Raw genomic sequence first — 11,552 nt, forward strand, 5'->3', positions numbered from 1 at the left:
CGGGACAGCGGCGAAACCGGCGACCGCGTTCCCGGCGCGCCGCGCAGTGCCGAAGCGGCGCCGCCGGGACCCCGCCGCCGTGGGAAAATGCCCGGATGCGGCAGATCGGGAACGACGCCAACCTCGCCGGGAAGATTCTCGACGAGCTGAAGAGCGCCATCGTCAACGGCGAGCTCGTCGCGGGCAGCCTGTACTCGGTGCACGACCTCGCGGAGCGGCTCGGCGTGTCCCGGACGCCGGTGCGGGAGGCGCTGATCCAGCTGGCCGAGCGCGGCATGGTGCGGTTCGAGCGCAACCGCGGGGTGCGCATCCTCCAGACGTCGCTGCACGATCTGGAGGAGGTCTTCGCGATCCGGCTGCTGCTGGAGGTCCCGGCGACCCACCGCGCCGTCACGCAGCGGACCGCCGCGTGGGTCAAGGAGCTGGCCGCCCAGCTCAAGGTGATGCGCGCCGCCGCGGAGAAACGCGACGAGACCACCTTCATGGCCGCCGACCGGCGCTTCCACGAGGTCATCAACGAGGCGTCCGGCAACGTGCGGCTCGCCCGCTACATCGACTCGCTGCGCGACATGGTCCTGCTGCGCGGCGCCTCGACCGTCGACACCTCCCGCAGCCTGTCCGACATCCTCGCCGAGCACGAGGAGATCTTCGCGCTCATCGAAGCGGGCAAGGCCGACGAAGCCGCCGAGTCCATGCGCGCGCACCTGCTCAACACGGCCCGGCTGCTGATCGGCCAGGAGGCCGCGGCCAGCGGTGATCCGGTCCCGCCGGTCTCGTTGGAGTGGACCGGCTACCCCCGTCGTTGACGAGTAGCATGCTACATGCCACTCTGTGCTCGGCTCTGTCCTGACGCGCAAGGAGGCGCAGATGACGGCACCGAGCAAGGTTCACCTGCTCAAGACCGGAACCATGGAATGCGACCAGACCTGGCTGCTGCTCAAGCCGGGTGCGACCATCACCGACCGTTCGAACACCCGCAAGGAAGCGGTGTGGACGACGTGCCCGACCCACGCGGTGCTCATCGAGCACCCGGACGGGCGCATCCTGTGGGACACGGGCGTTCCGCAGGACTGGGAGACCCGCTGGGCGCCCACCGGGCTGCAGGAGTTCTTCCCCGTTCAGGAGGGCACCACCTACCTGCAGGACTCGCTGGCCGCGCTGGAGCTGACGCCGGACGACATCGACGTGCTGGTGCTGTCCCACCTGCACTTCGACCACGCCGCCAACGCGAAGCTCTTCGACAACGGCAAGACCCGGATCATCGTCAACGCGAACGAGCACGAGGGTGCGCTCGGCATCGACGGGCCGTTCAAGGGCGCGCACCTCAAGGCCGACTACGAGGGCATCGACTACGAACTCGTCTCCGGTGACGCCGAAATCGCGCCGGGCGTCAGCGTCATCGAGACACCGGGCCACACCTGGGGGACGATGTCATTGCGGGTGGACCTGCCGGAGGCGGGCACCAAGATCTTCACCTCCGACGCGGTCTACCTCGGCGAGAGCTGGGGCCCGCCTGCCATCGGCGCCGCGATCGTCTGGGACAGCGTGCGCTGGCTGGAGTCGGTGGAGAAGCTGCGGCGCATCGCCGAGGAGACGAACGCGGAGGTGATCTTCGGGCACGACCCGGAGCAGGCCGCCAAGCTCCCGTTCGCCCCCGACGGGTACTTCGGCTGAAAGGCACGGGCATGACCGAATACCTCAACGAGACCGTCTTCACCTGGGGCGCGACGCCGCTGAAGTTCGGCGCCGGCGCCGTCGACGAGATCGGCTGGGACCTCGCGCAGATGGGCGCGGAACGGGTCCTCATCGTCACCGACCCGGGCGTCGCCGCGACCGGCGTGCCGCAGCGGGTCGCCGACGCGGCCAAGGCGGGCGGGCTGACCGTCGAGGTCTACGACCAGGTGCACGTCGAACCGACCGACGTCAGCATCCAGGCCGCGGTGGACTTCGCGAAGCAGTCCGAGTGGGACGGGTTCATCGCGGTCGGCGGCGGCTCGTCGATCGACACCGCCAAGGCCATCAACCTGATGACCACCTACCCGGCCGACCTCTACGACTACGTCAACAAGCCGATCGGGCAGGGCAAGGCGCCCGCCGGGCCGCTGAAGCCGCTGGTCGCGGTGCCGACCACGGCGGGCACCGGGTCGGAGACGACGCCGGTGTGCATCATGGACTTCCTCGACCTGAAGGTGAAGTCCGGCATCAGCCACCCGCGGCTGCGGCCGTCGATGGCGGTGGTCGACCCGCTGTTGACGCTGAGCATGCCGCCCGAGGTGACCGCGGCCAGCGGGATGGACGTGCTGTGCCACGCGCTGGAGTCCTACACGGCCAAGCCGTTCGACTCCTTCCCGCGGCACCGCGCGGACACCCGGGTCGCCTACTGCGGGTCGAACCCGATCTCGGACGCCTGGACCGAGCAGGCGCTGACCCTGCTGGCCCGCTCGTTCCGCAAGGCCGTGCTGGGCGGCGGCGACCTCGCGGCGCGCACGGACATGATGCTGGCCGCGACCTTCGCCGGCATGGGGTTCGGCAACGCGGGCGTGCACATCCCGCACGCCTGCGCGTACCCGATCGCCGGGCGCGTCAAGGAGTACCGGCCGAAGAACTACCCGCAGGACGAGGCGATGGTCCCGCACGGCGAGTCGGTGTCGCTGACCGCGCCCGCGGCGTTCCGGTTCACCTTCCCGACGAACCCGGAGAAGCACCTGCGGGCCGCGCGGATCCTCGACCCGCACGCGCCGAAGCAGCGCGACGCGGTGGACCAGCTGCCGTTCGTGTTGTCCTCGCTGATGCGCGACATCGGCACGCCCAACGGGATCGGCGGCGTCGGCTACGACGAGGGCGACATCGGCGACCTGGTCGAGGGCACCCTCAAGCAGGAGCGGCTGCTGACCATCTCGCCGCGGCCGGTCCGCGCCGAGGACCTGGAGGCGATCTTCGCCCAGTCGATCGAGAACTGGTGATCGGATGCCCATCTACGACTACGCGTGCGACTGCGGGAACCGGTTCGAGGCGCTCGTGCCCTCGTCCGCCAGCCCGCCGCCGAGCTGTGCGTGCGGTTCGTCGCCGCGCCGCCTGCCGTCCGCGGTGCGGCTCGGCGGGGTCGCCTCGGCCGGGCCCAGCCGGGACGACGCGCCGAAGAGCTGGCGCGGCACCCGCAACGGCGACCGGGAAACGGTGCGGCACTGGCACCAGCAGATGACCCGGCGGGAGAAGCTCGAGCAGAAGTACCCGGAGCTGGCCGGTGACCGCCGTCCGGTGCTCGCCCACGAGGGGCGCTTCGCCGCCGCGCCACTGCGGGCAGGCGACCCGGTGCCGGGGGAATCGGCTTCATGACGGTGGTCGCGGACGAGCGCGTGGCCCGGTTCCTCGCGGAGCTGGGCCACGCGCTCACCGGTGAGGTCGAGTCCGGCACGACGGCACGCGCGACCTACAGCATGGACGCGTCGAACTACCGGCACGTGCCGCTGGCCGTCGTGTTCCCGTCCACTGTGGAGGATCTGGAGACGACGGTCCGGCTGTGCCGGAAGTTCCGGATCCCCATCACCGCGCGCGGCGCCGGAACGAGCATCGGCGGGCAGGCGCTCGGCGAAGGTGTCGTAATCGACTACAGCAGGCACCTGAACCGGGTCCTGGAGATCGACCCGGAGGCGCGGACCGCGCGCGTGCAGCCCGGCGTGGTGCTGGACGCGTTGCGGGCGGCTGCCGCTCCGCACGGGCTGACGTTCGGGCCGGACCCGTCGACCCACAGCCGCTGCACGATCGGCGGCATGGTGGGCAACGACGCGTGCGGCTCGCACTCGGTGGCGTGGGGGCGGACCGCGGACAACGTGGTGGCGCTGGACGTGCTGACCGCGGACGGGACGCGGCTGGCGATCGGCCCGTCGCTGCCGGACGATCCGCGGGTCGCCCAGTCGAAGCAGCTCGCGCTGGACAACCTGGCGCTGCTGCGCACGTCGTTCCCGTCGATCCCGCGGCGCGTGTCGGGGTACGCCCTGGACCAGTTGCTCCCGGAGAACGGGACGAACCTGGTCCGCGCGCTGGTCGGCACCGAGGGCACCTGCGTGCTGCTGACCGAGATCACCGTGCGGCTGGTGCCCGCGCCCGCGGCCCGCGCGCTGGTCGTGGCGGGCTACGTGGACGACATCGCGGCCGCCGACGCGGTGCCGTCGGTGCTGCCGCTGAAGCCGTTGACCGTCGAGGGCATGGGCCGCGACCTCATCGACTCCCTGTTGATGCGCCGGTCGCACCCGGCTGTCGACCTGCTGCCGGCGGGGCGCGGCTGGTTGTTCGTCGAGGTCGGGGGAGCGGACCCGGCGGAGGCGGCGGCGCGGGCTGCCGAAGTCGCGGCGGCCCTGGAACGGGACACCGGCGCGGCGACGGTCGTGGAGACGCGGCCGGCGGACCAGCGGGTGCTGTGGTCGGTGCGCGAGGCCGCGGCCGGGATCGTGACCCGCATGGCGGACGGTTCCGAGGCCTGGCCGGGGTGGGAGGACTCCGCGGTGCCGCCCGCGAACCTCGGCGCGTACCTGCGGGATTTCCGCGCCCTGCTGGGGAAGTACGGGCTGCGCGGTGTCCCTTATGGACACTTCGGCGAGGGGTGCGTGCACGTGCGCATCAACTTCGGCCTGACCAGCGAGGAGGGCAGGCGGCAGTTCCGGGCGTTCATGGAGGACGCGGCGGACCTGGTGGTGCGGCACGGCGGGTCGCTGTCCGGCGAGCACGGCGACGGGCAGGCGCGGGCGGAGCTGCTGTCGCGGATGTACCCGCCGGAGATCCTGGCGCTGTTCGAGCGGTTCAAGGCGATCTGGGACCCCGACGACCTGCTCAACCCGGGCAACCTGGTGCGGCCCCGGAAGCTGGACGCGGACCTGCGGTTCGACGGCCCGGTGCGGTCGTTGCCGGTGACGTTGAAGTACCCGCACGACGGGGGCAGCCTGGCGACCGCGACGCGGCGGTGCGTCGGCGTCGGGGCGTGTGTCGACAAGTCGTCCGGCGTGATGTGCCCGAGCTACATGGTCACCGGGCGCGAGGAGCATTCGACGCGCGGGCGGTCGCGGCTGTTGTTCGAGATGATGCGCGGCGAGACGGTCACCGACGGCTGGCGCTCCGGCGAGGTGCTGGAGGCGCTGGACCTGTGCCTGGCGTGCAAGGGTTGTCTGTCGGACTGCCCGGTCAACGTGGACATGGCGTCGTACAAGGCGGAGTTCCTGCACCAGCACTACGCGGGGCGGCTGCGCCCGGCGAGCCACTACACGCTCGGGTTCCTGCCGGTGCTGGCGCGGCTGGCGTCGGGCGCGCCGCGGCTGGCGAACCGCGTGCTGGGCGGGCGGTTGTCCGGGCTGGTGAAGAAGGCCGGCGGGATCACGCCGGAGCGGTCGCTGCCGCGGTTCGCGCCGCGGACGTTCCGCCGCGGGTTCCGGGCGCGGGAGCGGGGGCGGCCGCGGGTGGTGTTGTGGCCGGACACGTTCACGAACTTCCTGTCGCCCGAGGTCGGCCACGACGCGGTGCGGGTGCTGGAGCACGCCGGGTTCGACGTGGTGCTGCCGTCGTCGTCGGTGTGCTGCGGGCTGACCTGGATCTCGACCGGGCAGCTCGGCGTGGCGCGCCGCGTGCTGCGGCGGACGTTGCGGGTGCTGCGGCCGGAACTGGAGGCGGGGACGCCGATCGTGGGCCTGGAGCCGAGCTGCCTGGCGGTGTTCCGGCACGACTCGCGGGAGCTGCTGGACGACTCCGAGCTGCACGGGCTGCCGTCGCAGGCGTTCACGCTGGCGGAGTTCCTGGAGAAGTACGCGCCGGACGTGGAGTTCCCGGAGGTCGAGGCGTCGGCGATCACGCAGCAGCACTGCCACCAGCACGCGGTGATGGGCAACGCGGCGGACGAACGGTTGCTCCGCCGGGTGGGTGTGCGGAACCGGACGCTGGACTCGGGGTGCTGCGGGCTGGCCGGCAACTTCGGGGTCGAAAAGGGGCACTACGAGGTGTCGGTCGCCGCGGCGAACCGGGTGCTGGTGCCCGAGGTGGAGGCCGCGTCCCCGGACACGATGGTGCTCGCGGACGGCTTCAGCTGCCGCACCCAGATCGACGACCTCACCGGACGGCAGGCGCTGCACCTGGCACAGGTACTCGCGCGGGCGCTCGACAACCCCGGCTGACCCGCGAGTTGCGCGCTCCCGCGCGCGAGTCCCACGTTCGGCGCGGCGAGTTCCACGCTGGCGGGGGAGCGGTGCCCCTGGTTTCGCTTCCCGGGTGAGGTGCGCTCGGAGGGTGCGCGGGCGTGGGTGCTCGCCCGGGTGCTGGACACCCAGGCGGCTGAGCGCGAGTCCCACGCTCCGGCGCGCGAGTCCCACGCTCCCGCGCGCGAGTCCCACTTTCGGCGCGGTGAGTTCCACGCTGGCGGGGGAGCGGCACCCCTGGTTTCGCTCCCGCGTGAGGTGCCCTCGCGGTGAGTTCCACGTCGGCGCGGCGAGTCCACACTCGGCGTCTGAGCGGCACCCCCGGACGGGGGCAAGCGCTCGACCTGCGGCGTTAACCATTGCTAACGTGGCTCGGGCATCGGCGCCAAGGGAGGCGAGGATGGAGAACGCAGCGTTGCGGCCCGAGATCGCCAAGTCGTGGCGCCGGGCGGAGCTGTCCGGGCTCCGGCCGGACGCCGCGGTCGACCGGCTCACCGTCGCGGACATCGACCGCCGCAGCAGGCTCGTTCTCGCCGCCGAACCCGTCCTCGACCAGGCCACCCGCGAGCTCGCCGACACCGCGTTCAGCCTCATCCTCGCCGACCGCGACGCCTGGATCGTCGACCGGCGGTTCGGCGAGCACCAGCTGGAATCCACCCTCGACCGGCTCGGCGTCGTCCCCGGCAGGCGCTTCACCGAGGAGAACACCGGCACCAACTCGATCGCGACCGTGTTCGAGCTGCGCCAGGGCCTCGCCGTGCACGGGCACGAGCACTTCATCGACAGCTTCAAGGCCTTCGCCTGCTACGGCCACCCGATCACGCACCCGGTGACCCGCCGCCTGGAGGGCGTCCTCGACATCACCTGCCCGGCCGACCACGCCAGCCCGCTGCTCGGCCCGTTCCTGCGCCGCGCGGTCGCCGACATCGAGCAGCGCCTGCTGGAGGGTTCCCGCGCGGCCGAGCAGCGCATGCTCGCCGCCTACCAGGCCGCCGCCCTCAACCGCCTGCGCCCGGTCCTGGTGCTGGGCGACGACGTCGTCCTCGCCAACGCCGCCGCCACCGACCTGCTCGACGCCGCGGACCACGCCGTCCTCCGCGGGCTCGCCATGGACGCCCCGTTCGGCGTCCGGCAGGCCCGCAGCGTGCGGCTGTCCTCCGGTCGCGTCGCCGACGTGTCCTTCGAGCGCATCACCGGCGCGTCCGGCGTGCTGTTCGAGCTGGAACCGCCGACGGTGCAAGCGATCCCGCGGCGCGCCAATCCGCGACCGGTGCAGCGGGACTTCACCACCTACCGCGAACAACGCACGCACGTCCTCATCAGCGGCGAGCCCGGCACCGGCCGTTCGACGGTGGCCCGCGAGCTGGCGGGGGAGTCGGCGCTGGCGGTGCTCGACGCCGTGGACGCCCAGCACTGGGCCCCGACCCTGGACCAGCTCGTCGCGTCGCACACCGGGCTGCTGGTGATCGAGAACATCGCCCTGCTGCCCGCGGAGGCGGCCGCCCGGGTCGGCGCCGCCATGGACCGCGGCTGGTTCGCGTTCACCGGCCCGCCGCCATCGGAGCTGACCGGCCCCGCCGCGGACCTCGCCAGCCGCTGCATCGCCCGCCGCGAGCTGGCCCCGCTCCGCTCCCGGCGGGACGAACTGCCCGCACTGGTCGCGGCGATGCTCGCCGACCTTGGCTCGACCCTCCGGTTCGTGCCCCGCACGCTGGAGGTGCTCGCCGCGCAGCCGTGGCCGGGCAACCTGCGTGAGCTGAAGGCGCTGCTGCGGCACGTCGCGACCGGCCGCGCGTGTGGTGACGTGCTGCCGCGTGACCTGCCGGAGGCCTACCAGGGCAGCCCGAGGGCACGTCACCTCACGCCGATCGAGCAGCTCGAACACGACGCGATCGCCGCGGCGCTGCGGGACTGCGGCGGCAACAAGGCCCACGCCGCGAAGCTGCTCGGCATCAGCCGCTCGACGCTGCACCGCCGGGTGCGGAGCCTGGGGTTGAGCTGACCTTGCCGGGCAGCGCCGTCTCGTCGACGTACCGCATCTCGTAGACGCGCTCGGTGAACCGCCGGCCGTCCGGGGTGCGCCGGTGCGGGACTACGACTGGTTCGCGTCCCTGTTCACGGCGGACGGCCGCGGGTGCATCCCGCCCGTCGCCGACTTCACCGAACCGGACGAGATCCGCGCCGGCATCGAGCGGCTGCAGGCGCACTGGGAGTTCTTTGAACTCGCCGCGCAGCGCCTCGATCTCGACGCGGTCCTCGAACGTGGTCACGCGAACCACCCCCAGGCCACGACGGCGGCCAGCACGAGCAGCACCACGGGCACCGCCACGACTTTCGTTTCGCGGCGGCGGACGTGCAGCACGACCGCCCCGGCCATCAGCAGCACCAGCCCGGTGGCCGCGAGCGGCGACAGCACCGGCGCGATGTCCAGCGCGGCGGGCAGGATCAGCCCGGCCGCGGCGAGCACCTCCAGCACTCCGATGGTCTTGCCGAGGCCGAGGGTGAGCCCGGTGGCGGCCAGCTTTTCCGCTGGCTGCGCCAGTTTGACGGCCCCGCTGGCCAGGAAGACGGCGGCCAGCGCGGCCGCGATGATCCACAACGCGATGTCCATGCCGGTCCGACGACGCAGCCCCGCGCGGTGTGAGGTCACTGTGTCAACTTGACACGGTTAGCCCGCTGTTGCGCAGGTCACTATTACCGCCATGTCCACGACGAGGAGGTTGGTGTGACTGCGGTAGCGGAGCAGACCGTGCGGCCGGAGGTTCGGGAGTTCGTGTCCGGGACCAAGCAGCTGCTGATCGGCGGGCAGTGGGTGAACGCGGCGTCGGGCCGGACGTTCCCCACCTTCGACCCCGCCACGGGGGAGAAGATCACCGAGGTGGCGCACGGCGCCGCCGAGGACGTCGACCGCGCGGTGGCCGCGGCGCGGCGCGCGTTCGAGGACGGGCCGTGGTCCGGCACCACGCCGTCCGAGCGGCAGCGGCTGATCTGGCGGATCGGCGACCTGCTGCTGGAGCGCGCCGAGCAGTTCGCGCAGCTGGAGGCGCTGGACAACGGCAAGTCCGTGGCGGTCGCGCAGGGCGTCGACGTCGCTTGGGCGGCCGACATCTTCCACTACTACGCCGGGTGGGCGACCAAGATCGAGGGCCGCACGATCACCCCGTCGGTGCCGTGGATCCCGGGCAGCCAGTGGCACGCCTACACGCTGCGGGAACCGGTCGGCGTGTGCGCGCAGATCATCCCGTGGAACTTCCCGCTGGTGATGGCGGCGTTCAAGCTGGCGCCGGCGCTCGCGGCGGGCAACACCGTCATCCTGAAGCCGGCCGAGCAGACCCCGCTCACGGCGTTGCTGCTCGGCGAGCTGTTCTGCGAAGCCGGGTTCCCGGACGGCGTGGTCAACATCCTCACCGGGTTCGGTGACGCGGGCGCCGCGCTGGCCGCGCACGACGATGTCGACAAGGTCGCGTTCACCGGTTCCACCGAGGTGGGCAAGAAGATCGTGGACGCGGCCAAGGGCAACCTGAAGAAGGTGTCGCTGGAGCTGGGCGGCAAGAGCCCCAACATCGTGTTCGCCGACGCCGACCTGGAGGCCGCGATCCCCGGCTCGGCCAACGCCTGGTTGTTCAACCACGGCCAGTGCTGTGTGGCGGGCACGCGGTTGTTCGTCGAGGAGTCGATCTTCGAGGAGTTCACCCAGGGCGTCGCGGAGTTCGCGAGCCAGGTCAAGATCGGTCCCGGCCTGGACCCGACGACGCAGCTGGGCCCGCTCGTGTCGCAGGAGCAGCTCGACCGGGTCACCAGCTACCTGCGGCAGGGCATCGCGGACGGCGCCCGTGCCCTGACCGGCGGCGGCCGTCACGGCGACTCCGGGTACTACGTCGAGCCGACCGTGCTGGTGGACGTGCGCGACGACATGAGCGTGGTGCGCGAGGAGATCTTCGGCCCGGTCGTGGCCGCGATCCCGTTCTCCGCCGAGGACGGTCTCGCCGCGGCCGCGAACAACACCGAATACGGCCTGGCTGCGGGGATCTGGACGCGGGACATCTCGCGCGCGCACCGGGTGGCGAAGCAGATCAAGGCCGGTTCGGTGTGGGTCAACTGCTACAACGGCTTCGACACCGCGATCCCGTTCGGCGGGTACAAGCAGTCCGGCTGGGGCCGCGAGCTCGGCGCCGAAGCCATCGACCTCTACACCCAGACCAAAGCCGTCAACGTCGCGCTCTGAGGAGAACCCGCATGAAGGTCAAGGCAGCTGTACTCACGGACTTCAAGACCCCGTTCGAGATCACCGAGCTGGACCTGGACGGCCCGCGGGAGGGCGAGGTCCTGATCCGGTACGTCGCGGCCGGCTTGTGCCACTCCGACCTGCACCTGTCGGATGGAGATCTGCCGCCGCGGTTCCCGATCGTCGGTGGGCACGAGGGTGCCGGGATCATCGAGGAGGTCGGGCCGGGCGTCACGAAGGTCAAGCCCGGTGACCACGTGGTGTGCTCGTTCATCCCGAACTGCGGCACGTGCCGTTATTGCGCCACCGGGCACCAGAGCCTGTGCGACATGGGTGCGACGATCCTGGAGGGGAGCTTCCCGGACGGCAGTTTCCGGTTCCACAAGGGCGGGGTCGACTACGGGCAGATGTGCATGCTGGGCACTTTCGCCGAGTACTCGACCATTTCGCAGCACTCGGTGGTCAAAGTGGACGAAAGCGTGCCGCTGGAGACCGCGGTGCTCGTCGGCTGTGGTGTCCCGACCGGGTGGGGCACGGCCGTGTACGCGGGGGACGTGCGGCCGGGGGAAACCGTGGTGATCTACGGGATCGGCGGGATCGGCATAAACTCGGTGCAGGGCGCGGCGCACGCGGGGGCGAAGAACGTCGTGGTGGTCGACCCGCTGGCGTTCAAGCGGGACACCGCGCTGAAGCTGGGAGCCACCCACGCCTTCGCGACGGCGGGGGAGGCGCACGAGGTGGTCACCGAGCTGACCAGGGGGCAGGGCGCGGACAAGGCGCTGGTCACGGTCGGGGTGGTGGACGAAGAGGTGATGTCGGCGGCGTTCGACGTCGTCGGCAAGGGCGGGGTCGTCGTCGTGACCGGCCTGGCCGACCCCGCGAAGGCGACGATCCACGTCTCCGGCGCGGTGCTCACCCTGTGGGAGAAGACGATCAAGGGGAGCCTCTTCGGCAGCGGCAACCCGCAGCGCGACATCCTGAAGATGCTGGACCTCTACCAGGCGGGCACGCTGAAGCTGGACGAGCTGGTCACCAACCGGTACCGCCTGGAGGACGTCAACCAGGGCTACGAGGACCTGGTGGCAGGCAAGAACATCCGAGGCGTAGTCGTCCACGGCTAACCCCGACTGGAAGCCGGCAACGAAAAGCAA

The 11,552-nt window shown here is 71.6% G+C and carries 10 protein-coding genes; 8 read left to right on the forward strand and 2 right to left on the reverse strand.

The genetic code is table 11. The features are described from left to right. Window positions 1-95 precede the first annotated feature (95 nt). The 6 genes from ACCP09_RS33960 to ACCP09_RS33985 all read left to right on the forward strand — a co-directional run bounded on the left by ACCP09_RS33960 (window position 96) and on the right by ACCP09_RS33985 (window position 8,178). The gene (locus ACCP09_RS33960; protein ID WP_027931492.1) at window positions 96-806 is read left to right on the forward strand and encodes a GntR family transcriptional regulator; all 711 of its coding nucleotides are present in this window, start codon (window positions 96-98) and stop codon (window positions 804-806) included. Between the two features lie 61 nt (window positions 807-867). Then, window positions 868-1,674: an N-acyl homoserine lactonase family protein gene (locus ACCP09_RS33965; RefSeq protein WP_378332655.1), complete on the forward strand. Its 807-nt coding sequence runs from the start codon at window positions 868-870 to the stop codon at window positions 1,672-1,674. 11 nt (window positions 1,675-1,685) lie between these two features. Continuing rightward, window positions 1,686-2,963, forward strand: a complete 1,278-nt coding sequence (locus ACCP09_RS33970) for a hydroxyacid-oxoacid transhydrogenase (RefSeq protein ID WP_378362137.1) — start codon at window positions 1,686-1,688, stop codon at window positions 2,961-2,963. Between the two features lie 4 nt (window positions 2,964-2,967). Next, window positions 2,968-3,336 carry an FmdB family zinc ribbon protein gene (locus tag ACCP09_RS33975; protein WP_378362138.1) on the forward strand — a complete coding sequence of 123 codons (369 nt, stop codon included), beginning with the start codon at window positions 2,968-2,970 and terminating at the stop codon, window positions 3,334-3,336. Further along, window positions 3,333-6,155 carry an FAD-binding and (Fe-S)-binding domain-containing protein gene (locus ACCP09_RS33980; protein WP_433752850.1) on the forward strand — a complete coding sequence of 941 codons (2,823 nt, stop codon included), beginning with the start codon at window positions 3,333-3,335 and terminating at the stop codon, window positions 6,153-6,155. Before ACCP09_RS33975 ends, ACCP09_RS33980 begins: the two co-directional genes overlap by 4 nt. 421 nt (window positions 6,156-6,576) lie before the next feature. Continuing rightward, entirely contained in the window at window positions 6,577-8,178 is a 1,602-nt protein-coding gene (locus tag ACCP09_RS33985; protein ID WP_433752852.1) for a sigma-54-dependent Fis family transcriptional regulator, read from the forward strand. On the opposite strand, the gene ACCP09_RS33990 is transcribed toward ACCP09_RS33985, so the two are convergent. Next, window positions 8,129-8,446, reverse strand: a complete 318-nt coding sequence (locus ACCP09_RS33990; protein ID WP_433752854.1) for a hypothetical protein — start codon at window positions 8,444-8,446, stop codon at window positions 8,129-8,131. The two genes, ACCP09_RS33985 and ACCP09_RS33990, sit on opposite strands and share 50 nt — an antisense overlap. Next, window positions 8,443-8,787 (reverse strand): DoxX family protein, encoded by a 345-nt coding sequence (locus ACCP09_RS33995; RefSeq protein ID WP_378332823.1) that lies wholly within the window; start codon window positions 8,785-8,787, stop codon window positions 8,443-8,445. The genes ACCP09_RS33990 and ACCP09_RS33995 overlap by 4 nt, the downstream gene beginning before the upstream one ends. Before the next feature lie 114 nt (window positions 8,788-8,901). Here ACCP09_RS33995 and ACCP09_RS34000 point away from each other — a divergent pair, with 114 nt between their 5' ends. Together ACCP09_RS34000 and ACCP09_RS34005 are read left to right on the forward strand one after the other, a co-directional pair. Further along, window positions 8,902-10,401, forward strand: coding sequence for an aldehyde dehydrogenase family protein (locus ACCP09_RS34000; protein WP_433752856.1), 1,500 nt, complete (start codon window positions 8,902-8,904; stop codon window positions 10,399-10,401). Between the two features lie 11 nt (window positions 10,402-10,412). Further along, entirely contained in the window at window positions 10,413-11,522 is a 1,110-nt protein-coding gene (locus tag ACCP09_RS34005) for an NDMA-dependent alcohol dehydrogenase (protein ID WP_027931485.1), read from the forward strand. The last annotated feature ends 30 nt before the right edge of the window (window positions 11,523-11,552 follow it).

Origin of the sequence: Amycolatopsis sp. 3B14 (genome assembly GCF_050958625.1) — a bacterium.
Lineage (GTDB): Bacteria > Actinomycetota > Actinomycetes > Mycobacteriales > Pseudonocardiaceae > Amycolatopsis_E > Amycolatopsis_E thermoflava.

Excerpts from the sequence above, each read along its gene's own strand:
- ACCP09_RS33970 (WP_378362137.1), top strand. The coding sequence starts at position 1,686 with ATGACCGAATACCTCAACGAGACCGTCTTCACCTGGGGCGCGACGCCG.
- ACCP09_RS33965 (WP_378332655.1), top strand. The coding sequence starts at position 868 with ATGACGGCACCGAGCAAGGTTCACCTGCTCAAGACCGGAACCATGGAA.
- ACCP09_RS33975 (WP_378362138.1), top strand. The coding sequence starts at position 2,968 with ATGCCCATCTACGACTACGCGTGCGACTGCGGGAACCGGTTCGAGGCG.
- ACCP09_RS33995 (WP_378332823.1), bottom strand. The coding sequence starts at position 8,787 with ATGGACATCGCGTTGTGGATCATCGCGGCCGCGCTGGCCGCCGTCTTC.
- ACCP09_RS34005 (WP_027931485.1), top strand. The coding sequence starts at position 10,413 with ATGAAGGTCAAGGCAGCTGTACTCACGGACTTCAAGACCCCGTTCGAG.
- ACCP09_RS33985 (WP_433752852.1), top strand. The coding sequence starts at position 6,577 with ATGGAGAACGCAGCGTTGCGGCCCGAGATCGCCAAGTCGTGGCGCCGG.
- ACCP09_RS33980 (WP_433752850.1), top strand. The coding sequence starts at position 3,333 with ATGACGGTGGTCGCGGACGAGCGCGTGGCCCGGTTCCTCGCGGAGCTG.
- ACCP09_RS33960 (WP_027931492.1), top strand. The coding sequence starts at position 96 with ATGCGGCAGATCGGGAACGACGCCAACCTCGCCGGGAAGATTCTCGAC.